This window comes from Yersinia vastinensis, from assembly GCF_044905075.1.
Classification (GTDB): domain Bacteria; phylum Pseudomonadota; class Gammaproteobacteria; order Enterobacterales; family Enterobacteriaceae; genus Yersinia; species Yersinia vastinensis.
The window spans coordinates 888,028-912,499 of record NZ_CP173260.1; the positions used below are offsets into that span (position 1 = coordinate 888,028).

A 24,472-nucleotide genomic window follows, 5' to 3' on the forward strand; every position below is an offset into this window, starting at 1 on the left:
GCTATATCATTTAGAGGGTCGCGCAAGCGGCCCTTTTGTTTTATTGGTATTCCCGCTATCAATGATTACTCTTACTCTGCAAACGTGAAAACAGACTCAGGATCCAATAAGGAGCAAGGATATGCATAAAAAAGTCGCATTAGTGACAGGGGGGAGTCGGGGAATAGGTCGTGCCACCGCATTACTATTGGCAAAACACGGCTACCGAGTGGCGGTGAATTACATTAATGATGAGCAGGCAGCCCGACAGGTGGTAGCTGAAATTGCGGCGGCAGGTGGGTTGGCGGTGGCATTGCAGGCCGATATTGCCGATGAATTACAGGTGATTGCGCTATTTGAAAAACTTGAAGCGCAACTGGGGCCTATCACGGCATTGGTTAATAATGCTGGGATTTTATTCACACAAACCACCATTGAAGGGCTAACTGCCGAGCGCATTAATCGGGTGTTGGCCACTAACGTGACGGGCTATTTTTTATGCAGTCGAGAGGCGGTCAAACGCATGGCATTGCGCCACGGCGGCAATGGCGGCGCGATTGTTAATGTCTCTTCTGCTGCTGCCCGTTTGGGGGCTCCTGGCGAATATCTGGATTATGCCGCCTCCAAAGGCGCGATTGATACATTGACCATTGGCTTGTCACTAGAAGTCGCGGCTCAAGGTATCAGAGTCAATGGCGTTCGACCGGGTTTAATCTATACCGACATACATGCCAGTGGCGGTGAACCGGGGCGAGTGGATCGCGTACAAAGTTCGCTGCCAATGAAACGTGGTGGCTATCCGCAAGAAGTGGCAGAAGCCATTGTCTGGTTGTTGTCAGACAATGCCTCTTATGTCACTGGCAGTGTTCTGGATTTAGCGGGTGGGAAATAAACTGCCGTACTATTTTGTTACTTTAGCCAGCCTTTTTGCTGCGCGGCCTGTAACTGTGGCAATAAATATCGCCAGATTTCAGGGTAGTATTCAGCCACCATTTGGTTGCGATCAAGGACTTGTTGCAACCGAATGCCATTTTCTATCCAACTTTGTCCCTCAGTATGCAGGTTAATCAGCATCGGCAAAATGCGGTCTAGTACAGTGGCAAAACGTGCATCGGCAGTTTCTTCGGCTTCGTACTCATCCCACAATTGAGTAAATTGCGCGCCTAACGCTGATGGCAACATGCCAAATAGTCGTTTGGCGGCGGCGACTTCTTGCTCATGAATAGCGGCTCTGGCCGCGAGGTCATAAACAATGATGTCGCCAGCATCGATTTCAACAATATCGTGCAGCAGCGCCATTTTTATCACGCGATTGATATCGACATCTGGGCCGGCATAAGGGGCAAGGCTCATGGCGGCCACCGCAAAATGCCAACTGTGTTCGGCGGAGTTTTCCTGACGCAAGCTGGCAATCACTTTGGTTCGCCGCTGTATATCTTTTAGCTTATCGATTTCTATCAGAAACTGGATAGTCTCTGTCAGTGGGCCAAAATCCAGAACTGATGACATAGTTAACCTCAAAATAAGATGGCAAATAAGCCAATAATAAGTGAACTGATTATCCGCTATTGTTCTCCTTTTTTCGACTTATGAGTCGAAGACACGGAGGGTTACATGTGCTGACAGATTATTTAAGCTTACACGTGTACACTGGAATCATTCTCAGTTAACCTGAGTGCGGTATTTTTGTGTGGTCATTGTACTTATGGATGAGATAACTATTTCATATTTCAGGGTAATCAGTATTGAAGAATAAATCAGCAACACCGACAACGTCGGCGACTCCCGTAACGACTACCACGCCCGCTTATCCATGGGCAGAAGAAATCGCCAATAGCATTAGCCACGGTATTGGGGTGGTATTTGGCATTATTGGTTTGGTTATGCTCTTGGTACAAGCATTAGACAGTGGGGCCGATACTAAGGCGCTGACCAGCTATAGCCTGTATGGTGGAAGCATCATTTTGCTGTTTCTGGCCTCCACGCTGTATCACGCAGTTCCACATCGTAAGGCAAAACTCTGGCTCCAGAAGTTTGACCATTGCGCCATTTATATTTTGATTGCCGGGACCTACACCCCTTTTCTTCTGGTGGGATTAGATTCCCCATTAGCACGTGGATTGATGGCCGTTATATGGGGGCTGGCGCTGGTTGGCGTCATATTTAAATTGGCTTTTGCTCACCGCTTTGAGGTGCTTTCACTGGTGACCTACCTGACGATGGGCTGGTTGTCTTTAATTGTGATTTATCAGTTGGCCGTCAAACTTGAGGTAGGTGGGTTGGCGCTGCTAGCCATCGGCGGTTTGTTATATACGCTGGGCGTGATTTTCTATGCTTCTAAACGCATTCGCTTTGGCCATGCTATTTGGCACGGTTTTGTCCTTGGCGGCAGTGTTTGCCATTTTATGGCGATTTATCTGTATGTCTGAAATAGCCTTCGTCCTTGAATTCACAGGGGTGTTAGCTGCGCTCACTTACCCGAATCACTTACTTGAGTAAGCTCATCGGGATAAGTTCACTGGCTGCCTACCTGTGACTCCAATGACTTTGGCTATACCTTGATGCTTGAATTCACAGGGGTGTTAGCTGCGCTCACTTACCCGAATCACTTACTTGAGTAAGCTCATCGGGATAAGTTCACTGGCTGCCTACCTGTGACTCCAATGACTTTGGCTATACCTTGATGCTTGAATTCACAGGGGTGTTAGCTGCGCTCACTTACCCGAATCACTTACTTGAGTAAGCTCATCGGGATAAGTTCACTGGCTGCCTACCAGTGACTTTGGCTACACTTTGATGCTGGATATCGCGAAGGGATCTATAGTTATTCGGAGGCCGAATTGTCAGCCTCCTGGTGTTTAATCCAACGATTACTTATCTTCTACCAGCGAATAAGGCAGTGGCTGAATACTGAGCACACTTTCTACATCATCGCGCACACGTAATACGCTGTCTGATGCCAGATCATTATTCAATACCGCCTGGACCCACACAGTACCGTCACTGAGCTGAACTGCGGCCAGAACGGTGCCGGTGCGCCGCCAGTTTTCACCTAATTGCCACTCTAAATCTTCACCGGCTGCCGGGACACGATGAGCATTGCCCGCTAACCAGTAGAGTGCGCGCTTATTAGCGCCACGGTATTTTGCTCTGGCAACCATTTCTTGCCCGGTGTAACAGCCTTTACTGAAGCTGATGCCATTCAACGCCTGAATATTTGTTGCTTGTGGAATAAATTGCGCGCTGTTATCTGTATCAATGATTGGGAAACCGGCTTCAATATCCAACGCCAGCCACTGCTTGCTGTTATTCAGCTTGGCGCGGTCAGCCAGTTTTTCTACAATTTGTTGCGCTTGTTCGGTATCGGTCACCAAAAGGAAGCGCTCGGCGGGCAGCGAGAAATGCAGCAAAGTGCAAGTGTCTTGCTGAATAACAGGATGCTCCGCATTAGGCAGTTCGGCAAAGATTTGTGCTAATGCGTCTTTTGCCTGAGCGCCGGCCACGCCTAACAAAACAGCGTCAGGTTGTGCAGTGATCGCTACTTTGGAGAACACTGCATATTTCTTCAGCTCACTTAATTGGCTTTCAAGCACACTGCGACGCTCGATAAATGCCAACCCTTCACCTCGGTAAAATAACCGCAGGTTGCTCCACATCTTTCCTTTAGCATCGCAATGGGCGCAAAGTATGTGCTGGTCAGTGGGAAGGGCATCAATATCTGCTGTCACTTGCCCTTGCAGATACTTAACGCGATCGGCACCGGTTAACGTCACCAGTGCCCAGTCATCAAGTGAAATCAAGGTTAATGGCAGCTCGGAAGCAGCGAGCAGTGGTTGTGCAGCAAATGGAGTGTTATAGGCCATGGGTTACCCGCATATCAAAAAAGTGCTGTGACTGATGCCCCAATGGTAAAATAGCCGGGTAGCTTTGCAAGCAGTTATTCGACGGATTTACCATTATTATCCCAATATCTTAATTAACCATTATTCTGAGGTACAATAACCCCATACACCGAATTGGGCGGTTGCCAGCTTCGGACAATATCCTTCATTGAGGAGTCAATCAGGACATGGAAATCGATAATAAAGCTCGTATTCATTGGGCGTGCCGTCGGGGTATGCGTGAACTGGATATCTCTATCATGCCGTTTTTCGAATATGAATATGATGGCTTGAGTGACAATGAGAAGCGGGTTTTTATCCGCTTGCTTGAATGCGATGATCCAGACTTATTTAACTGGCTGATGAATCACGGGGAACCGCAGGACAGCGAACTGCGCCAAATGGTTAAACTGATTCAAGCACGAAATAAAGCCCGTGGCCCAGTGGCGATGTGACCTGCGGGTATCCTGGCACACTCAACTCTTCTCTTTATTGGCACATGGTGTCTTGGTGATATTAACGCTAGTTGCGCCTTGGCCTCAGGGCTATACCGCGCTTTGGTTGGTATTACTGACGCTAGTGGTGTTTGAGTGTATCCGCAGCCAGAAAAATATTACGTCCTGTCAGGGCGAGATCCGGCTAAAACCCGGCAATGTGGTGCTATGGAAAAGACACGAATGGATTGTCGTTAAACAGCCGTGGATCACCCGCTATGGCGTGTTATTAAGTTTGCAACAGACGGGAACGCGTTCAACCCACAAACGGTTATGGCTAGCCGCGGATAGCATGTCCGAAGAGGAGTGGCGGCAATTGTGCCTGCTGCTGCGCCATTCATTTGGTTCGGATGAGAGTCTTCATTAATGAAACCCTTAATCTGGTTAGTAGAAGATGAACCGAGCATCGCCGATACCTTGATTTATACCTTGGAAAGCGAAGGTTTTACCCTCCGGTGGTTTGACCGGGGGGAGCCTGCGCTTGCCGCATTGGCTAATGGCGTACCCGCTCTGGCAATAGTGGATATTGGCTTGCCTGATATCAATGGTTTTGACCTCTGTCGCCGCCTGCTATCACAGGTTCCAGATTTGCCCGTGGTTTTTTTAACTGCCCGTAGCGAAGAGTTAGACCGGATTGTCGGTCTGGAAATGGGGGCTGACGACTATATTGCTAAACCTTTTTCGCCTCGTGAAGTGAGTGCCCGAGTGCGCTCGGTGCTACGGCGTTTACAAAAATCGCAAACACTGGCGGCTTCTGCCGCTTTACACCAATTTGGTCATTTCACACTGGATGAGGCAGGGGCGCGAGTCACTTATCATCAACAGGTTTTGTGGTTAACTCGCTATGAATATCTGCTACTAAAGACTCTATTACTGGCACCTGAACGTGTATTCTCACGCCAACAACTGATGGATATCGTTTGGGCGCAGGCAGAAGAGAGCCAAGACCGCACGGTTGATACTCACATTAAAACCCTGCGCTCAAAGTTGCGGGTAGCTTGTGATGAAGAGTCGCCAATTCGCACGCATCGCGGGTTGGGCTATAGCCTGACATATCGAACATGAGCGATGACACATGAAGATAGGCGTGCGTTTGTTGCTGGGATATTTTTTGATAGTCGCCATTGCCGGTTACTTTGTCATTCGTATTTTCGTACAAGAAGTTAAGCCCGGTGTACGACGAGCCACTGAGGGGACATTGGTGGATACGGCGACGCTGCTGGCACAATTTGCTCGCCAAGATATGTTGCAGAATAAAGTGGCTGGCGGTCAGTTGGCTCAAGCTTTTGCCTCACTGAATCTGCGCCCAATTGGTGCGAATATTGAAGGTATCCGCAAGGACCGTAATGAGTATCGTGTTTATCTCACGGATGCCGATGGGCGGGTGATTTTTGATTCATCGGGTAAAGCTGTAGGGCAAGATTATTCACGTTGGAATGATGTGTGGTTAACATTGCGGGGTGAGTATGGCGCTCGTAGTAGCCGCACAGACCCCAATGATGAGCAAAGCTCGGTGATGTATGTGGCAGCCCCGGTTATCGGGGAGAATCAAATTATTGGCGTGCTGAGTGTGGGCAAACCCAATATTTCTATGGCCCCTGTTATCAAGCGTAGTGAACGTAAAATCTTATTGGCCGGCGGAGTGCTACTGGGCATTGCTTTACTGATCGGCTTGGGATTTGTTTGGTGGATTAATCGAGCTATCGGTAAGTTAGTGGATTATGCCGAGCGTGTTTCCGAAGGACAGGCCGTGGCCCTGCCCACGATGGGGAGCAGTGAACTGAATGATTTAGCTCGAGCATTAGAAAGCATGCGCCTTAAATTGGACGGTAAAGCCTACATCGAACAATATGTTCATACGCTGACCCATGAATTGAAAAGTCCATTGGCGGCAATTACCGGCGCTGCCGAGCTATTGAGAGAGTCGCCCCCTCCCGCCACTGCGCAGCGTTTCCTGATCAATATTGAACAGCAAAGCGCGCGCATCCAACAATTGGTCGATAAAATGTTGATACAGGCTCGACTAGAGAGCCGGGTTGATTTTCAACTCACATCATTGGAAATCAGCCACATCATCAAGCAAGCGGTCAATGGCAAAGAAGCTCAGGCTACCCGTCGTGGAATTCGCTTGCAGCTCACCGGTGTTGATAGTGCGACATTAACTGGCGACGCTCTGTTGTTGAGTCAGGCGCTGACTAATCTGATTGATAATGCATTGGATTTCACCGCACCCGAAGGGGCGGTTACCGTGAGTGGTCAACGCCAAGATGATGAATACTGGATAACCGTTGAAGATAATGGCAGCGGTATTCCTGATTATGCTCAAGAGAAGATTTTTGACCGTTTTTATTCGCTACCGCGAGCTAATAGCCCAAAAAGTACTGGGCTGGGGTTAAATTTTGTGCACGAGGTTGCTGCTATTCACCGAGGGCGTATCGCCCTTGAAAATCGCCAGCCGCGCGGGGTTCGTGCTCGCCTGACTCTGCCACTAGATATCACTTAATCTGTCGACTTCACTTTCACTTCACATAACCTCATTCTCCTTTCACTTCACCCGCTTAAGCTGCTCTCCTGACCTTAAAAGGAGTGCAAGTCATGTTCAAATCGGTACTGTTTTGGAAAATAGCCACGTTGTTGGGATTAATTCTTTTGATGATGATTCCAAAAGAAATGTTGTTGAACGTTATCAATGAACGCAGTGGCTATCGTGAGAGCGTGGTTGATAAAGTGAGCGACAGTACCAGCCGGGCGCAAAAGATCCTTGGTCCACTGATTGTGGTGCCTTACAGCGAGTGGGTAGAAACTGAAGTTGATGGCAAAAAGCAAGGGCAGCGCATCAACCGCCACCGCTACATACTGCCAGAAGTTATGACAGTCACTGGCTCACCTGATGTTGAAGTGCGTCAATTGGGCATTTATAAAGCACAGGTCTATCAGGGGGAACTCTATTTTCATGGGCAATTTGAATCTTCTTCATTAGAGGATTTAAACCATGAGGGTATTACTATCGGTACACCATCACTGGTGTTGGCGCTGAGTGACTCCAGAGGGGTCCAGCAGATTTCGCCACTAAGTTTGGGTAGCTCAAAAATTAATTTCGAGCCGGGGGCTTTTTTGGGGCGCACGGGGCAAGGTGTTCATGCACCACTGACACTCGCGCAGATTCAACAGGGTAAATTCAATGTTGATTTTAAACTGACGCTGATGGGCACCAACAGCCTCTCTATCATCCCAGTAGGGCGTAGCAGCGAGCTGACCTTACAGAGTAATTGGCCACATCCGAATTTTGTTGGTGAGTTTCTCCCCTTGCAGCGCAAAGTGGACGACAGTGGTTTTCGTGCGCATTGGAGCAGTAACTGGTTGGCGAACAACATGAACATTAATTTCGCCAGTGATGATGCGCGCTTTAATTTTGACAGGTTACCGGCTTTCACCACCAGCTTGATTGAGCCAGTCGATCACTATCAGCTAACTGAACGCGCCATTAAATATGCAATTTTATTTATCGGCCTGACATTTTTTAGCTTCTTCCTGTTTGAGAGCCTGACCTCGCTTCGTGTGCATCCTATTCAATATTTGCTGGTGGGCGCTGCACTGGTCTTGTTCTACTTGATGTTATTGGCTTTCTCTGAACATCTTGGCTTCACACTGGCCTATCTTATCGCCAGCTTAAGTTGCAGCCTGTTAATTGCTGTTTATCTGAGTGCGGTATTGGGTGGGTGGTTGCGCGGTGCGTTATTTGCCGGTGGCCTGTTATTGTTGTACGGCGTGTTGTTTGGCTTACTGCAATCAGAGGACAATGCGCTGCTATTGGGGGCGGCTCTACTGTTTATTATTCTGGCGGCGGTCATGTTACTGACAAGGCGGTTGGATTGGTATCAAGTGGCTAATCCGCAGCGTTTTGCTGGGCAGAAAAACAGGGAATCGACCCGCGGTGAACCTAAAGCGGAAGAGATGGCAATGGATGTAGTTCCTGCGGGAAACGGTGCTCAAGATTCATTTCGCTTGTGGAAGTAAATCGGTAACAGACATCAATTAATATCAATAAAAACGGGCATAATATGCCCGTTTGGTTGACTAAAGTAGGGCATCCATTTCAAGCAGAATTTGCTCACACCACTGTTCGATGCGCTCTTCACTTAAATCGTATTGGTTGACTTCATCTAACGCTAGACCCACAAAGTTTTTACCATCAGCACTTAGCGGTTTGGGGCTGGTAAACTCAAACCCGTCGGTTGGCCAAAAACCAATAAACTTCACACCTAATGGCGCAATATGGTCATGTAGCATGCCCAGCGCATCCAGAAACCATTCGCTATAACCGAATTGATCGCCCATACCATACATAGCGACAATCTTTCCCTTGAGATTAAGCTGTGTTAACTGTGGCCAAATGGCCTCCCAGTCTTCCTGTAGCTCACCGAAATCCCAAGTAGGAATGCCTAGAATTAAAACGGAGTAATCTTCCATCAGGCGGGGGCTGACATCTTTCAGATTGTGTAAATCAACCAAATCTTCGCCGAGAATATCGCGGATTTTTTCTGCCACCATTTCGGTATAGCAGGTGCTGGAGCCGTAAAAGAGACCAATCTTCATGATGTATAGCCATAGCATTACTAATAAGGAATAGCATCGAGTGTACCAGATTTGTCACGTCATCAGGCATAATGGCCACTGAGTTCAATCAAAGAGAGAAACAGTCATGCAACAGCAAAATAACCCGCTGATTGAACAGTTTCTTGATGCCTTGTGGCTGGAGCGGAATCTGGCGGAGAATACACTGGCCTCATACCGTCTGGATCTACATGCACTGAGTGGATGGCTAGAGCATCATGGCAGTGATTTATTGCGTGCCGGTTCGCAGGACTTGCAGTCCTTCCTTGCCGAGCGCATTGAGGGCGGTTATAAAGCCACCAGTTCTGCTCGTTTACTCAGCGCCATGCGGCGATTGTTCCAATATCTATACCGCGAAAAATTACGCGAAGATGATCCAACGGCGCTGCTTTCATCGCCTAAATTACCGCAGCGCCTGCCCAAAGATTTAAGCGAAGCGCAGGTTGATGCACTGCTTAATTCCCCCAACGTTGATATTCCGCTGGAGTTGCGTGATAAGGCCATGCTGGAAGTGCTTTATGCCACGGGATTACGGGTATCAGAGCTGGTTGGGTTGACTATCAGTGATGTCAGCTTACGCCAAGGCGTCGTGCGAGTTATCGGCAAAGGTAACAAAGAGCGACTGGTTCCCTTGGGCGAAGAGGCGGTGTACTGGATTGAAAATTATATGGAGCACGGGCGCCCGTGGCTGATTAATGGGGCATCACTGGATGTGCTGTTCCCCAGCAATCGCAGCCAACAAATGACCCGACAGACTTTCTGGCATCGAATCAAACACTATGCGATCCTTGCCGGTATTGATAGTGAACGGCTATCACCCCACGTATTACGGCATGCTTTTGCCACGCATCTGCTAAATCACGGTGCGGATCTGCGTGTGGTACAAATGTTGCTGGGCCACAGTGACCTGTCGACAACTCAGATTTATACCCATGTAGCCACTGAACGTTTGAAGCAGCTACATCAACAGCATCACCCACGCGCATAGTCGCGGTGTGGAAAGAGATAGGATTTATAAATGAAAAAAAGTTTATTGCTGCTGCCGATACTCATCGCTGCATTCACGGGGCTGGCTCATGCTGATGATGCCGCTATCCAACAAACGCTGAAGAAATTAGATATTCAGCAAGCTGATATCCAACCGTCACCCATCCCGGGGTTGAGCACGGTGATGACAGAAAGCGGCGTGCTTTATATCTCAGCAGACGGTAAACATCTGTTGCAAGGCCCGCTGTATGACGTCAGTGGTAACCAGCCTATCAATGTGACCAACCAAATGTTGGTGAAAAAATTGGAAGCATTAAGCGGCGAGATGATTGTGTATAAAGCGCCACAGGAAAAACATGTTGTGACCGTGTTTACCGATATCACCTGCGGCTATTGCCACAAGTTACATGAGCAAATGAAAGACTATAATGCGCTGGGCATTACCGTGCGTTATCTGGCATTCCCGCGTCAAGGTTTAAGCTCTCAGGCAGAAAAAGACATGCGCTCTATCTGGTGCATGGCGGATCGCAATAAAGCTTTCGATGATGCAATGAAAGGCGTCGATATTTCTCCTGCAACCTGTAAAACCGATATCAGTAAGCATTATCAGCTCGGTGTGCAGTTTGGTATTCAGGGAACGCCAGCCATTGTGCTGCAAGATGGCACCATCGTTCCTGGTTATCTGAAACCAGAAGAGATGTTACAGATGCTCAATAAGCATCAGGCATCAGTAAAAGCGGCGGGTTAATCATCCGTGACATTGAAAACTCAACTCCGTCGCCGTGAGGTGGCGGATGATAGCTATTTGCCCGCACAGCTACACCCATTGTTGCGCCGTCTTTATGCTAGCCGAGGGGTAAAAAACGCCGAGGAGCTGGAGCGTGGCGTAAAAGGTTTATTGCCTTGGCAGCAGCTTGATGGCATTGATGCCGGAGTCACATTGTTGCAGCAAGCGTTGGCCGATCGGCAGCGCATTGTGATTGTCGGTGACTTTGATGCTGATGGTGCCACCAGTACCGCATTGGCGGTACTTGCCCTGCGCAGCATGGGCGGCAGCAATATTGATTATCTGGTGCCAAATCGTTTTGAGGATGGTTACGGACTTAGCCCTGAAGTTGTCGAGCAAGTTGCTGCGCGTGGCGCGGAATTAATCGTCACTGTCGATAACGGTATCTCCTCCCATGCTGGAGTGGACTTGGCACATGCCAAGGGTATCCAAGTGCTGGTGACTGACCACCATCTGCCAGGTGAAACCCTGCCAGCGGCCGAAGCTATCATTAACCCGAATTTGACCGGGTGCAATTTTCTCTCCAAAGCACTGGCGGGGGTAGGGGTGACCTTTTATCTGATGTTGGCGTTACGTGCCCGACTCAGAGAATGCGGTTGGTTTGAACAACGCACTTTGGCCGTACCTAATCTGGCTGAGTTACTCGATTTAGTCGCATTAGGTACAGTTGCTGATGTGGTGCCGCTAGATGCAAATAATCGGATTTTAGTGCATCAGGGCCTAAGCCGTATTCGTGCGGGGAAATGTCGTCCAGGTATTCGTGCACTACTGGAAGTTGCCAACCGCGATGCACGCCAATTGGCGGCAAATGACCTTGGTTTCTCTCTTGGCCCACGGCTAAATGCTGCCGGGCGTTTGGATGATATGTCCATTGGGGTGGCGCTACTGCTCAGTGATGACATTGCTCAGGCCAGAGCTTTGGCAATTGATCTTGATGCACTAAACCAAACACGCCGCGAGATAGAACAGGGGATGCAGGTTGAAGCTCTGCAACTGTGTGACCAACTAGAGCGCACTAGTACTGAATTACCTTATGGTATCGCGATGTTCCACCCAGAGTGGCATCAAGGTGTCGTGGGGATTTTAGCGTCGCGCATTAAAGAGCGTTTTCATCGGCCTGTGATTGCTTTTGCCCCAGCGGGTGATGGGCTACTGAAAGGTTCAGGTCGTAGCGTCGCAGGTTTACACATGCGGGATGCTCTTGAGCGTTTGGACACCTTAAACCCAGGGTTGATGCTGAAGTTTGGTGGTCATGCCATGGCCGCGGGGTTATCACTGGAGCAGGATAAATTCGATGAGTTTCGCCAGCGCTTTGCCGAGCTAGTCGGTGAATGGATGGACGCCTCGCAGCTAGAGGGCGTTATCTGGTCCGATGGTGAACTGAAAGGCAACGAATTGTCGCTGGAAACCGCAGAGTTACTGCGTGATGGTGGCCCGTGGGGGCAATCTTTTCCAGAACCGACATTTGATGGTAAATTCCGCATTTTGCAACAACGGCTGGTGGGTGAGCGTCATTTGAAGCTGATGGTTGAGCCAATGAACGGCGGGCCTTTGCTGGATGGTATTGCCTTTAATATCGATACTACCTTATGGCCGGACAGCAGCGTGCGTGAAGTTAAACTGGCTTATAAACTCGATATTAATGAATTCCGTGGTAATCGTAGCGTTCAACTACTGATTCAGCATATCTGGCCCTATTAACCAGCATGCTAAAACTGTATCAAATGGCATGATTTGCCGAGATAGCGCCATAAATACGGTCAACTTGCTATAAACCGTCGTTGAGATCCGCTAGAATTATCGGTTCGAATGGCATTCCGCCATCAACGACTCAACCTAAGACATCAAAAAAATGTTTGAAATTAACCCGGTAAAAAACCGAATTCAGGACCTGTCTGATCGGACAGCCGTTCTCAGGGGGTATCTTTGACTATGATGCCAAGAAAGAGCGACTGGAAGAAGTAAACGCCGAGCTGGAACAGCCCGACGTCTGGAATGAACCTGAGCGCGCCCAAGCGCTGGGTAAAGAGCGTTCTGCGCTGGAAGAGATTGTCACCACCATTGATCAACTGGATCAAGGTATGGAAGATGTTTCTGGTTTGCTGGAATTAGCCATTGAAGCGGATGATGAAGAGACGTTTAACGAAGCTGTTGCCGAGTTAGATATCCTTGATGGCAAGTTAGGCCAGCTTGAATTCCGCCGCATGTTCTCTGGTGAATACGACAGCGCCAACTGCTATCTGGATCTGCAAGCCGGTTCTGGTGGTACTGAAGCTCAGGACTGGGCCAGTATGTTGCTGCGGATGTATCTGCGCTGGGCTGAAGCAAAAGGCTTCAAAACCGAAATCATTGAAGAATCTGATGGTGATGTTGCTGGCCTTAAGTCTGCCACCATTAAGGTCATTGGCGATTATGCGTTTGGTTGGTTACGTACTGAAACTGGCGTACATCGTCTGGTACGTAAAAGCCCGTTTGACTCCGGTGGCCGTCGCCACACCTCTTTCAGCTCTGCCTTTGTCTACCCAGAAGTTGATGACGATATTGATATCGAAATCAACCCGGCGGACCTGCGTATTGACGTATACCGTGCATCGGGTGCGGGTGGCCAGCACGTCAATAAAACGGAATCTGCGGTACGTATTACCCATATTCCAACCAATATTGTGACTCAGTGCCAGAATGACCGTTCACAGCATAAAAATAAAGATCAAGCGATGAAGCAGCTGAAGGCAAAGCTGTATGAGTTTGAGATGCAAAAGAAAAATGCTGATAAACAGGTTCTGGAAGACAACAAGTCTGACATTGGTTGGGGTAGTCAGATCCGTTCTTATGTACTGGATGACTCCCGTATCAAAGATTTGCGCACTGGTGTGGAAACACGCAACACGCAAGCGGTATTGGACGGTGATCTAGACAAATTCATTGAAGCAAGTTTGAAAGCCGGGCTATAAGGAACTGAGATGTCAGAGCAAAAACCACAAGTCGCAGAGCAAGCGCAAGAGCTCAATAGTGAGTTGCAAGCTCGTCGGGAGAAGCTGGCTGCATTACGGGAGAAGGGGATTGCTTTCCCTAATGATTTCCGTCGTGAGCACCTCTCTGACCAGCTGCATGCTGAGTACGACAGTAAAGAAAATGAAGAATTAGAAGCGCTGAATATCGAAGTCACTGTTGCTGGCCGAATGATGACCCGCCGTATCATGGGTAAAGCCTCATTCGTCACGTTGCAAGATGTCGGCGGTCGTATTCAGTTATACGTTTCCCGTGATGACTTGCCGGAAGGCGTTTATAACGAAGAATTTAAAAAGTGGGATCTGGGCGATATCCTAGGTGCTCGCGGTAAGTTGTTTAAGACCAAAACAGGCGAACTTTCTATCCATTGTAGCGAGCTGCGTTTGTTGACCAAAGCGCTGCGCCCACTGCCGGATAAATTCCATGGTTTGGCTGATCAGGAAACCCGTTACCGCCAACGTTATCTAGATCTGATCGCTAATGACGAATCTCGCCATACGTTCAAAGTGCGTTCTCAGGTGATGTCCGGTATCCGTCAGTTCATGGTGGAAAAAGGCTTCATGGAAGTCGAAACGCCAATGATGCAAGTGATCCCTGGCGGCGCTTCTGCGCGCCCATTTGTGACACACCACAATGCGCTGGATATCGATATGTATTTACGTATCGCGCCAGAACTGTATCTGAAACGTCTGGTTGTGGGGGGCTTCGAGCGTGTGTTCGAAATCAACCGTAACTTCCGTAACGAAGGTGTTTCACCGCGTCATAACCCAGAGTTCACCATGATGGAACTCTATATGGCCTATGCGGATTACAAAGATTTGATCGTATTGACTGAAGAGCTATTCCGTACACTGACTGAAACCATTCTGGGTAGCAGCGTTGTACAGTATGGCGAACAGGAGTTCGATTTTGGCAAGCCGTTTGCCAAACTGACCATGAAAGAAGCTATTTGCAAATATCGTCCTGAAACCAATGTTGCCGATTTAGACGATATGGACAAAGCGATTGCGATTGCTGAGTCATTGGGTATCAAAGTCGAGAAGAGCTGGGGCTTGGGCCGTGTTCAATGTGAAATCTTTGAGGAGACCGCAGAGAGCCACCTGATCCAGCCAACCTTCATCACTGAATACCCGGCAGAAGTTTCTCCGCTGGCACGCCGTAATGATGATAATCCGTTTATCACTGACCGTTTTGAGTTCTTCATCGGTGGTCGTGAAATTGGTAACGGCTTCTCCGAGTTGAATGATGCTGAAGATCAGGCCCAACGTTTTGCTGATCAAGTTAGCGCCAAAGAAGCCGGTGATGACGAAGCGATGTTCTACGATGAAGACTATGTGACGGCATTGGAGCACGGTCTACCGCCAACCGCAGGTCTGGGTATTGGTATCGACCGTATGGTGATGCTGTTTACCAACAGCCATACTATCCGCGATGTTATCCTGTTCCCGGCTATGCGCCCGGTAAAATAAGATAATCCGGTCAGCGGTAATCGATTAGGGCGCTACGGCGCCCTTTTTACTGAGCAAAATATTTCCATAAAAACAGCGGCTGTTATGCCTTATTTAATCTAACCGCTTAAAATACCGGCGCTTAGGCTATATCTTCGCTTGCCCATGTCAAAGAACCGGTTATAATGCAAACCGCACACCGAAGCGGGTGTAGTTCAATGGTAGAACGAGAGCTTCCCAAGCTCTATACGAGGGTTCGATTCCCTTCACCCGCTCCAAACTCAAGTCTTCTGAAGTCTACCCAACTCAATTTTTCCTTGATAAATCAGCAGTTATAGCATTCTATTAGTCTATTGAACTCAATAATACTCCCCCAGGGTCAAGCTCAATGTGGGGGTATGGATGGGGGTATAATTGTACCCCATGCTGAGAGGTACCCCCAATGAAGTTAACTGCTCGTCAGGTTGAAACTGCAAAGCCGAAAGAGAAGCCCTACAAATTGGCTGATGGTGGGAGTCTTTACTTATTGGTTAACCCCAACGGTAAGAAATACTGGCGTCTGAAGTATCGTACGCCTGGAGGGGAAAATGTACTTGCGCTTGGTGTTTATCCTGCTGTTTCTTTAGCTGAAGCACGAAGCAAGCGTGAGGATGCTAAAAGAACATTAGCAGCTGGTAACGATCCTTCTCTCGAAAGAAAAATGGAGAAGCTCAGTCGCAAGCAGGACGCTGAAAACTCGTTTGAGGCTATCACTCGGGAGTGGTATCAGCGTCGCTATGATCGCTGGTCTGTCTCCTATCGTGAAGAGATGATGAGAACCTTTGAGAAGGATGTATTTCCTTATATCGGCCACCGACCAATCAAAGATATCAAACCGATGGAGTTGCTTGCTGTTCTTTCAAAGATAGAAACTCGAGGAGCAACTGAGAAGGTCCGTAAGGTTCGCCAGCGTTGTGGAGAGGTCTGGAAGTATGCGGTTGTGACTGGCAGGGCTGAGTACAATCCAGCTCCCGATCTAGCCAGCGCCGTAGCTCCCCATGAGAAAGAGCACTATGCTTTTTTGACCCAGGATGAACTGCCTGAGTTTCTTCGGACTCTGAACACCTATGCCGGTAGTGTGATTGTTAAGATTGCGATGCAATTACTTATTTTGACTGGAGTAAGGCCTGGGGAATTGAGGCAAGCGGAGTGGCAGGAGTTTGATTTTGAGCGGAAGGTTTGGAACGTACCAGCAGAGCGAATGAAAATGCGCCGACCTCATCTGGTTCCGTTATCAAGCCAGGCAATTGACCTGCTTAATCAGCTTAAACCCATGACGGGAGCAGGAGAGTTGCTGTTCCCAGGACGTAATAATCCTAAGAAACCGATGAGTGATATGGCATTGACTGTGTTGGTAAGGCGCATCGGCTATGCAGGACGCGTTACAGGGCATGGATTCCGCCACACGATGAGTACCATTTTGCATGAGCAGGGATTTAACTCGGCCTGGATCGAGCTACAGCTGGCTCACGTCGATAAGAACTCAATTCGTGGAACGTATAACCATGCTCAATATCTGGAGGGGAGGAGGGCGATGATGCAGTGGTATGGTGATTTTACTAGTAATTTAGGCAAGGAAGGGATTATTACAAGCTGAAATGTTGAAAGGCAGTCTCGAAAAGCAATTGCATTCGTCTGGGTACCTAGACGTCTGGATGGATGTAATTCAATATATGCTGCTAACTGCAATAGTTGAAAACCAGAGAAATAGTGGCTATTGCTACAAATTTTTTGCCTAAGTCAAAACTTGGTCTGCCTATACACTGATGCTATTTTAGACAAAACTAAATAAGGGAGGTAAGTATGTTTGAGGCGATCCAGCCATTGGATATATACAATAAGAACATCAACATACTGATTGGCTCAGGCGCTTCAGCAGACTTGTTCCCGACGCTGTCCCTAGCCATCAAGAATGCAGAGGGACGGCGAGAAACGATCGAAACGCTCGCCACACAGTTTGAAAACTCGCCAGAGAAGCGAACCGCGTTATTCATGCACTACTACAACACATGTATTTTTCCAGTGCAGACATTCAATCCAAGTTTCGTTACAACGAATAAAGGAAAAGAAAATCTCAAGAATTATGAGATTTTTTTAACAACCCTTTTGGGGTTGTTGGATAGAAGGAAAGACCTCAACCGCAAAATCAATATTTTTACCACAAACTATGATGGATGCCTGTCCCATACAGCTGACAGCCTTCTCATGAAGGGATCACATGATTTTGTGGTGAATGATGGTACCTCCGGATTTCACACAAAGCATCTTCATTCCAAAAACTTCAGTACGTTTCAATGTCAAACTGGAGTATTTGAACGAAGCAACTATGGCATCCCGCAGCTAAACATTATCCATCTTCACGGTTCGGTTTACTGGTCAAAAAGCGGTGATAAGATTGAAGTCAATTACCGCAATGATTTTAGTAACCTTTTGACAGAAGAGACACTCGGAAATTTAAATGGATATTCCGAATTTCTTGGTGTCGATGGCAACAGAACTGAAGGCATTCCATCCTTGGCATTCAGTCAAGACCAGATAGATATTTTCTGGGGGGAGTACAATAAGCTACCTATTGTCAACCCCACTAAGTGGAAGTTTTACGAAACTGTCTTCGAAGAACACTACTACCAGATGCTCAGGCTATTAAGCTATGAGCTTGAAAAACCAAATTCTATACTCATAACATTTGGCTTTTCGTTTGCTGATGAACACATTCTCAGACTTATCCAACGCTCCCTCTCCAACCCACAACTTCATACTTTTATTTGTTGTTATAGCAACAATAGTGCAAATAGCATGCGGGAAGAATTCAAATCTTGGAAAAACGTCCAAGTAATTGGGCCCGCTGAAGATATGAATATGGACTTCACCAATTTCAATAAATATGTTTTCTCACTCACGCCAGACACTTATGAACCTCCATTAAAAGCTGAAGAGGAGGATCTGATATGAGTATCATCGTAGGTGAGGTTATTGCAGTGAGTGGAGTGCGTATCTCCCTTCGAATTTTTGAAGACTCCAATCATGAGACTATTTTCTACGGAGGAGTTAAGTACAGAGGTATTTCACTTCGGGAGCACGTATCTATTCAGCGAGGCTTTATAGATATTGTCTGTCTTGTTGAAGGTGAATTTTTGGATGAGAAAAGGCTAGAGACTGATGCCGAGAAGGTCCAATATGTACGAAAAGTGGATGTTCGCCCCATTGGTTATATAGTAGATGATAAGTTTTTTGAAGGTGTGAAGTACATGCCGATGATCCGAGACAAGGCATCTCTACTCAGCGAACTTATGGTAGGGAAAATTTATGGGGCGGACGGTAAAACAGGTTTTTCTATTGGCTCTATGCTCAAGGAGAATGTACCCATCAACCTCCCATGGATGCGATTATTCAACAGCCATTTGGGCATATTTGGTAACACCGGGAGTGGTAAATCTAATACGCTAGCTAAACTTTATACTACACTTTTTAATGAGCGGCTCCAAGCATTACAGCACAAGAGCCAGTTCGTTATCATAGATTTTAATGGTGAATACACGGAAGATCAGCTACTACCAGCTAAGAATAAGCAAATCACAGTGCTGGACTCTAAAAAAGCAAAGCACAAATTCAAGATTGAAGGCGCTCATTTTTGGGATGTCGAAACCCTAAGCCTCTTGTTTCAGGCAACTACGAACACACAACAGCCATTTCTGCGTCGCGTTCTATCTGGTAAGGAAAAATTTAAAACTACGCCACTCAAAAGGTATGTAGAAAAGGTTTTTGAAAAAGTTTTTAGTACAGGTGAAGCGAAATCAGATGCTTTGGATTTGAGCCGTGAAATTGCACGCATGATTGACTGCGAATTGCTTCAAGAACATTTAAAAGGAATTATTTATTACAATAAAGATAAGTATTTTAAGCATGCCAGCGGCACGTACTATAATTCAAATGGCAATGGATTTGACGCGAATATCAAACCCATTATTGATGAGAGTGTTAATTTAGATGGAATTGATCAATTCGACGAACTAATATTGCGGTGCTACCTCCAACTCTGTTCAGATGTTGTATTTGGCTATGCCCAATACGAACACATTCAACCGGTGCTAGCTAGGGCCAAATCATCTATATCGGCTCTGCGTAATGTTCTTGAAATCGTTGATGTGCCACAACCTCCGCATCTCTTACATGTCATCTCTTTAAAGAAATGCAAGAATGAGATAAAAAAGATCTTGCCACTGCTTGTAGCCAAAAATTTCTACACAAATCATAAAGATGCAGAGAATCTTAAAAGCCCTCCAAGCCGGACTCTGCACCTTATCATTGATGAGGCACACAATATTTTGTCAGAGCAGTCCACCCGTGAGCATGAAATCTGGAAAGACTACCGGCTTGAACTCTTTGAAGAAATAATTAAGGAGGGACGCAAGTATGGCGTATACCTCACACTATCTAGTCAGCGGCCTGCAGATATTTCACCTACTATTGTTTCCCAGATTCACAATTTCTTCATACACCGATTGGTTAACGATCGCGACCTTATGCTATTAGACAATACAATTAGCACGTTAGATTCCAGTTCTAAGGCTCTCATACCGACTCTAGCCAAGGGCTGCTGCGTAGTCACTGGAACCGCTTTTGATCTTCCAATGATATTGAAAATTGACCCGCTGCTGAAACAGCATCGACCCAGCAGCGACGATGTGAACCTTGAAGAACTTTGGGCGCTACCTCCAGCTTAATATTAACTCTAACAGAATGTGCCCTGTGGATGTCTTCAGGGCTTCCTAGTATAAGAGGTTACTCTAGATTATCTCGCTGTCCATACTAGACGTAGAGAGAAGCTTTGCTTCTTTCATATATGGAAATTCAAATATATTTTTTGACATTGCACTGTTATAGAGAGAAACTGCGAGATAATAGCAGGAGGGCTTATGCCACAATTATCAGCATTACAACTCTTCAAAAACCTCTCCGATGAAACCCGTTTGGGCATCGTGTTGCTGCTCAGAGAGATGGGAGAGCTGTGCGTGTGCGATCTCTGTACAGCGCTGGATCAGTCGCAGCCCAAGATCTCCCGCCATCTGGCAATGCTCCGGGAAAGCGGTCTATTGCTGGATCGCAAGCAGGGGAAATGGGTTCATTATCGCTTATCCCCGCATATTCCATTCTGGGCTGCTCAGGTGATTGAGCAGGCCTGGTTAAGCCAACAGGACGATGTACAGGCCATCGCCCGTAAGCTGGCATCGGCAAACTGCTCTGGTAGCGGTAAGGCTGTTTGCATCTAAAAAATTTGCCTGAACATATATGTTTTTCCAAATGTGAGGTATTCAGAATGAAGACGTTAACGGTGTTTGACCCGGCAATGTGCTGCAGTACCGGCGTATGTGGCTCAGATGTCGATCAGGTTCTGGTTGATTTTTCTGCTGATGTGCAGTGGCTGAAAGGACGTGGTGTACAGGTTGAACGTTACAACCTGGCGCAGCAGCCCATGAGCTTTGTTCAGAATGAGAAAGCGAAAGCATTCCTCGAAGCATCTGGAGCAGAAGGTCTTCCGTTACTGCTATTGGACGGTGAAACGGTGATGGCAGGGCGATACCCAAAACGCGCTGAGCTGGCTCGCTGGTTCGGTATTCCGCTGGAGAAGGTAGGGTTAGCTCCCACCAGCTGCTGTGGTGGTAATACTTCCTGTTGCTGAATATGTCAGGAGGACATATGAAATTCTTACAGAATATCCCGCCTTACCTGTTTTTTACCGGCAAGGGTGGTGTAGGAAAAACTTCTATTTCCTGCGCGACGGCTATCCGCCTTGCTGAACAGGGTAAGCGGGTTTTGCTGGTCAGTACTGACCCAGCCTCCAATGTCGGTCAGGTGTTCGATCAGGCTATCGGTAATACCATTCGCCCTGTGGCAGCAGTTCCTGGACTTTCCGCTCTGGAAATCGACCCGCAGGAAGCCGCCAAACAATACCGCTCCAGAATCGTTGATCCTATCAAAGGTCTTTTGCCTGATGACGTTGTTAACAGTATCAGCGAGCAGCTTTCAGGAGCCTGTACCACTGAGATTGCGGCGTTTGATGAGTTCACCGGCTTATTGACAGACGCTTCCCTGCTGACCCGCTTCGATCACATCATTTTTGATACAGCGCCGACGGGCCACACGATTCGCCTTCTCCAGCTTCCCGGTGCCTGGAGTAGCTTCATTGAAAGTAACCCGGATGGTGCTTCCTGTCTTGGCCCAATGGCCGGGCTGGAAAAGCAGCGTGAGCAGTATGCTCATGCGGTAGAGGCGTTATCCGATCCTGAACGTACCCGCCTGGTTCTGGTTGCGCGACTGCAAAAATCTACGCTGCAGGAAGTCGCCCGCACCCATGAAGAACTCGCCGCAATTGGCCTGAAAAACCAATACCTGGTGATTAATGGTGTGCTGCCTAAAGCCGAAGCTGAACATGACGCCCTGGCCGCTGCGATATGGCAACGTGAGCAGGAGGCACTGGCAAATCTTCCTGCCGGTTTATCTGGGCTACCGACAGATACCCTATTACTACAGCCAGTCAATATGGTTGGTGTTTCAGCATTGAAGGGACTTCTGGATACCGGTTCTGAGGCATTACCGCTCCCGGTAACGAACATCCAGTACACGCCTGAAAACTTATCGCTCTCTGGCCTGGTTGATGATATCGCTCGCAGTGAACACGGTCTGATTATGCTGATGGGTAAAGGCGGTGTGGGTAAAACCACAATGGCTGCGGCTATCGCCGTCAGTTTGGCAGATAAGGGTTTTGATGTGCATCTCACTACCTCAGATCCTGCTGCACACCTGAGTACAACGTTGAATGGCAGCCACAAAAATCTGCAGGTCAGCCGAATCAACCCTCACGATGAAACTGAACGCTATCGTCAGCATGTTCTTGAGACGAAAGGCAGGGATCTGGATGAGGCAGGGAAACGGCTGCTCGAAGAGGATTTACGTTCTCCTTGCACGGAAGAGATTGCGGTGTTCCAGGCGTTCTCACGCGTAATCCGTGAAGCAGGCAAACGGTTTGTGGTCATGGATACGGCACCTACCGGGCATACGCTATTACTGCTTGATGCGACCGGGGCTTACCACCGAGAGATTGCCAAAAAAATGGGGAGTAAAGGTCATTTTACTACCCCAATGATGCAGCTTCAGGACCCGGAACGCACCAAAGTCCTGCTGGTCACTCTGCCTGAAACCACACCGGTACTGGAAGCGGCAAACCTGCAGTCCGATCTTGAGCGTGCGGGGATTCATCCGTGGGGCTGGATTATCAATAACAGCCTTTCCATTGCGGATACGAGTTCTCCGTTGCTTTGCCAGCGCGCCCAGCAGGAACAGCCTCAGATTGAGGCTGTTAAGAATCAGCACGCTAACCGTATAGCGCTCGTTCCGGTACTGGCTTCTGAGCCAGCCGGTATTGAAAAACTCAGAGAGTTGGCGAGTTAATTTTTTGTTTTTACAGGGCGGTAGAACCGCCCTGTCAGGAGGATGTATGTTACTGGCAGGCGCTATTTTTGTCCTGACCATTGTTTTGGTTATCTGGCAACCGAAGGGATTAGGGATCGGCTGGAGTGCAATGCTAGGCGCAGGACTGGCTTTGATATCTGGCGTTGTGCATGTAAGCGATATTCCGGTGGTGTGGAATATCGTCTGGAACGCGACAGCGACCTTTATTGCGGTGATTATCATCAGCCTGCTGCTCGATGAATCCGGCTTTTTCGAATGGGCGGCATTGCATGTTTCACGCTGGGGTAACGGTCGTGGCCGTTTGCTCTTTACGTATATCGTCCTGCTAGGTGCAGCGGTGGCGGCATTGTTTGCCAACGATGGTGCGGCATTGATTCTTACTCCAATTGTCATCGCCATGCTGCTTGCATTAGGTTTCAGTAAAGGTACTACGCTGGCATTTGTCATGGCCGCCGGGTTTATTGCCGATACGGCCAGTCTGCCGCTTATCGTGTCCAACCTGGTTAACATCGTTTCTGCAGACTTCTTTGGGCTGGGCTTCACTGAGTATGCGTCGGTAATGGTGCCGGTGGATATTGCCGCTATTATCGCCACGCTGGTGATGCTGCATCTGTTCTTCCGCAAAGATATTCCGCCGACTTACGACCTGGCTCTCCTGAAAGCACCTGCAAAAGCTATTAAAGATCTGGCAACCTTCAGAACCGGATGGATAGTGTTGATCCTTCTTCTGGTTGGCTTTTTTGTCCTTGAGCCGGTGGGTATCCCGGTCAGCGCGATTGCTGCTGTAGGAGCTGTCATTCTGTTTGCGGTGGCGAAACGAGGCCATGCCATTAACACTGGCAAAGTGCTTCGCGGTGCGCCATGGCAGATTGTCATCTTCTCATTGGGGATGTACCTGGTGGTCTACGGTCTGCGCAACGCTGGGCTAACCGAATACCTTTCAGGTGTGCTGAACGTACTGGCGGATAAAGGACTCTGGGTTGCGACGCTTGGTACTGGCTTCCTGACGGCTTTCCTGTCTTCCATCATGAACAACATGCCTACCGTGCTGGTTGGCGCTCTCTCTATTGATGGCAGCACTGCAACAGGCGTTATCAAAGAAGCGATGATCTACGCCAACGTGATTGGCTGCGATCTGGGCCCGAAAATTACACCTATTGGTAGCCTGGCAACGCTGCTCTGGCTGCATGTCCTTTCACAGAAGAATATGACCATCACCTGGGGATACTATTTCCGCACCGGGATCGTCATGACTCTGCCTGTGCTGTTTGTAACGCTGGCAGCGCTGGCGCTACGTCTCTCTTTCACTTTGTAATGAGATACTGATATGAGCAACATCACTATTTATCACAACCCGGCCTGCGGCACGTCGCGTAACACGCTGGAGATGATCCGCAACAGCGGTAATGAGCCGACTGTTATTCTTTACCTTGAGACCCCACCTTCACGCGATGAGCTGGTCAAACTCATTGCAGATATGGGCATTTCCGTCCGGGCTTTGCTGCGTAAGAACGTCGAACCGTATGAGGAACTGGGTCTTGCAGATGATAAATTTACTGACGACCAGCTAATCGATTTTATGTTGCAACATCCGATCCTGATTAACCGTCCGATTGTAGTGACGCCACTGGGAACTAAACTTTGCCGTCCTTCTGAAGTCGTTCTGGATATCCTGCCAGAATCTCAGAAAGGGGCTTTCACCAAAGAAGATGGTGAAAAAGTCGTTAATGATGCAGGTAAAAGACTGAAATAAAAATGAAGGGG

General features: G+C 48.1%; 23 protein-coding genes and 1 tRNA gene. 21 read left to right on the forward strand and 3 right to left on the reverse strand.

What is annotated here, in order from left to right; translation table 11 throughout:
- Window positions 1-121 precede the first annotated feature (121 nt).
- Window positions 122-871, forward strand: coding sequence for an SDR family oxidoreductase (locus tag ACIOG0_RS03985; RefSeq protein WP_050097999.1), 750 nt, complete (start codon window positions 122-124; stop codon window positions 869-871).
- Window positions 872-888: 17 nt separating this feature from the next.
- Here the strand turns inward: ACIOG0_RS03985 and ACIOG0_RS03990 are convergent, their stop codons facing one another.
- Window positions 889-1,488, reverse strand: coding sequence for an HD family hydrolase (locus ACIOG0_RS03990; protein WP_128451584.1), 600 nt, complete (start codon window positions 1,486-1,488; stop codon window positions 889-891).
- Window positions 1,489-1,724: 236 nt separating this feature from the next.
- Between ACIOG0_RS03990 and ACIOG0_RS03995 the strand changes: the two genes are divergently transcribed.
- Window positions 1,725-2,408: a PAQR family membrane homeostasis protein TrhA gene (locus ACIOG0_RS03995; protein ID WP_050140248.1), complete on the forward strand. Its 684-nt coding sequence runs from the start codon at window positions 1,725-1,727 to the stop codon at window positions 2,406-2,408.
- Window positions 2,409-2,849: 441 nt separating this feature from the next.
- Here ACIOG0_RS03995 and ygfZ read toward each other — a convergent pair whose 3' ends face one another.
- On the reverse strand, window positions 2,850-3,842 hold the full coding sequence (ygfZ, locus tag ACIOG0_RS04000) for a tRNA-modifying protein YgfZ (RefSeq protein WP_050098002.1): 993 nt from the start codon (window positions 3,840-3,842) through the stop codon (window positions 2,850-2,852).
- A gap of 206 nt (window positions 3,843-4,048) precedes the next feature.
- On the opposite strand from ygfZ, the gene sdhE reads away from it, so the two are divergent.
- From sdhE to creD, 5 genes are all read left to right on the forward strand, one after another.
- On the forward strand, window positions 4,049-4,315 hold the full coding sequence (gene sdhE / locus ACIOG0_RS04005; protein WP_050098003.1) for an FAD assembly factor SdhE: 267 nt from the start codon (window positions 4,049-4,051) through the stop codon (window positions 4,313-4,315).
- On the forward strand, window positions 4,296-4,721 hold the full coding sequence (locus ACIOG0_RS04010; protein ID WP_050098004.1) for a protein YgfX: 426 nt from the start codon (window positions 4,296-4,298) through the stop codon (window positions 4,719-4,721). The genes sdhE and ACIOG0_RS04010 overlap by 20 nt, the downstream gene beginning before the upstream one ends.
- On the forward strand, window positions 4,721-5,419 hold the full coding sequence (gene creB, locus ACIOG0_RS04015) for a two-component system response regulator CreB (RefSeq protein WP_050098005.1): 699 nt from the start codon (window positions 4,721-4,723) through the stop codon (window positions 5,417-5,419). Before ACIOG0_RS04010 ends, creB begins: the two co-directional genes overlap by 1 nt.
- A gap of 10 nt (window positions 5,420-5,429) precedes the next feature.
- Window positions 5,430-6,857, forward strand: coding sequence for a two-component system sensor histidine kinase CreC (creC, locus tag ACIOG0_RS04020; RefSeq protein ID WP_050098006.1), 1,428 nt, complete (start codon window positions 5,430-5,432; stop codon window positions 6,855-6,857).
- A gap of 92 nt (window positions 6,858-6,949) precedes the next feature.
- Window positions 6,950-8,371 carry a cell envelope integrity protein CreD gene (creD, locus tag ACIOG0_RS04025; protein WP_128451583.1) on the forward strand — a complete coding sequence of 474 codons (1,422 nt, stop codon included), beginning with the start codon at window positions 6,950-6,952 and terminating at the stop codon, window positions 8,369-8,371.
- A gap of 60 nt (window positions 8,372-8,431) precedes the next feature.
- Here creD and fldB read toward each other — a convergent pair whose 3' ends face one another.
- Window positions 8,432-8,950, reverse strand: a complete 519-nt coding sequence (fldB, locus tag ACIOG0_RS04030) for a flavodoxin FldB (RefSeq protein ID WP_050098008.1) — start codon at window positions 8,948-8,950, stop codon at window positions 8,432-8,434.
- 106 nt (window positions 8,951-9,056) lie between these two features.
- Between fldB and xerD the strand changes: the two genes are divergently transcribed.
- The 14 genes from xerD (at window position 9,057) to arsC (ending at window position 24,461) form a co-directional block, all read left to right on the forward strand.
- Window positions 9,057-9,956: a site-specific tyrosine recombinase XerD gene (xerD, locus tag ACIOG0_RS04035; protein WP_050098009.1), complete on the forward strand. Its 900-nt coding sequence runs from the start codon at window positions 9,057-9,059 to the stop codon at window positions 9,954-9,956.
- Between the two features lie 30 nt (window positions 9,957-9,986).
- Window positions 9,987-10,703 carry a bifunctional protein-disulfide isomerase/oxidoreductase DsbC gene (gene dsbC / locus ACIOG0_RS04040; protein WP_050098010.1) on the forward strand — a complete coding sequence of 239 codons (717 nt, stop codon included), beginning with the start codon at window positions 9,987-9,989 and terminating at the stop codon, window positions 10,701-10,703.
- Window positions 10,704-10,709: 6 nt separating this feature from the next.
- Window positions 10,710-12,443, forward strand: a complete 1,734-nt coding sequence (gene recJ, locus ACIOG0_RS04045; RefSeq protein ID WP_050098011.1) for a single-stranded-DNA-specific exonuclease RecJ — start codon at window positions 10,710-10,712, stop codon at window positions 12,441-12,443.
- A gap of 151 nt (window positions 12,444-12,594) precedes the next feature.
- A protein-coding gene (gene prfB / locus ACIOG0_RS04050; protein ID WP_128451582.1) for a peptide chain release factor 2 occupies window positions 12,595-13,693 on the forward strand; the annotation gives its coding sequence in 2 pieces (ribosomal slippage) (window positions 12,595-12,669 and window positions 12,671-13,693; 1,098 coding nt in all).
- 9 nt (window positions 13,694-13,702) lie between these two features.
- Window positions 13,703-15,220 carry a lysine--tRNA ligase gene (gene lysS / locus ACIOG0_RS04055; RefSeq protein WP_050098013.1) on the forward strand — a complete coding sequence of 506 codons (1,518 nt, stop codon included), beginning with the start codon at window positions 13,703-13,705 and terminating at the stop codon, window positions 15,218-15,220.
- Between the two features lie 183 nt (window positions 15,221-15,403).
- Window positions 15,404-15,477: transfer RNA gene (locus ACIOG0_RS04060), tRNA-Gly, on the forward strand.
- A 164-nt stretch (window positions 15,478-15,641) separates the two neighbouring features.
- Complete coding sequence (locus tag ACIOG0_RS04065) at window positions 15,642-16,835, forward strand: phage integrase central domain-containing protein (RefSeq protein ID WP_000778549.1); 1,194 nt, start codon at window positions 15,642-15,644, stop codon at window positions 16,833-16,835.
- A gap of 206 nt (window positions 16,836-17,041) precedes the next feature.
- Window positions 17,042-18,190, forward strand: coding sequence for an SIR2 family protein (locus ACIOG0_RS04070; RefSeq protein WP_000460992.1), 1,149 nt, complete (start codon window positions 17,042-17,044; stop codon window positions 18,188-18,190).
- Window positions 18,187-19,962: an ATP-binding protein gene (locus ACIOG0_RS04075; protein ID WP_000022894.1), complete on the forward strand. Its 1,776-nt coding sequence runs from the start codon at window positions 18,187-18,189 to the stop codon at window positions 19,960-19,962. The genes ACIOG0_RS04070 and ACIOG0_RS04075 overlap by 4 nt, the downstream gene beginning before the upstream one ends.
- 192 nt (window positions 19,963-20,154) lie before the next feature.
- Complete coding sequence (gene arsR / locus ACIOG0_RS04080; RefSeq protein ID WP_001135895.1) at window positions 20,155-20,508, forward strand: As(III)-sensing metalloregulatory transcriptional repressor ArsR; 354 nt, start codon at window positions 20,155-20,157, stop codon at window positions 20,506-20,508.
- 47 nt (window positions 20,509-20,555) lie between these two features.
- A complete protein-coding gene (gene arsD / locus ACIOG0_RS04085) occupies window positions 20,556-20,918 on the forward strand; it encodes an arsenite efflux transporter metallochaperone ArsD (RefSeq protein ID WP_000855179.1) in 363 nt (120 codons plus the stop codon).
- Window positions 20,919-20,935: 17 nt separating this feature from the next.
- Complete coding sequence (gene arsA / locus ACIOG0_RS04090; RefSeq protein ID WP_016538087.1) at window positions 20,936-22,687, forward strand: arsenite efflux transporter ATPase subunit ArsA; 1,752 nt, start codon at window positions 20,936-20,938, stop codon at window positions 22,685-22,687.
- A 46-nt stretch (window positions 22,688-22,733) separates the two neighbouring features.
- Window positions 22,734-24,023: an arsenite efflux transporter membrane subunit ArsB gene (gene arsB, locus ACIOG0_RS04095; RefSeq protein ID WP_016538086.1), complete on the forward strand. Its 1,290-nt coding sequence runs from the start codon at window positions 22,734-22,736 to the stop codon at window positions 24,021-24,023.
- 12 nt (window positions 24,024-24,035) lie between these two features.
- On the forward strand, window positions 24,036-24,461 hold the full coding sequence (gene arsC / locus ACIOG0_RS04100) for a glutaredoxin-dependent arsenate reductase (protein ID WP_000065761.1): 426 nt from the start codon (window positions 24,036-24,038) through the stop codon (window positions 24,459-24,461).
- Window positions 24,462-24,472 lie beyond the last annotated feature (11 nt).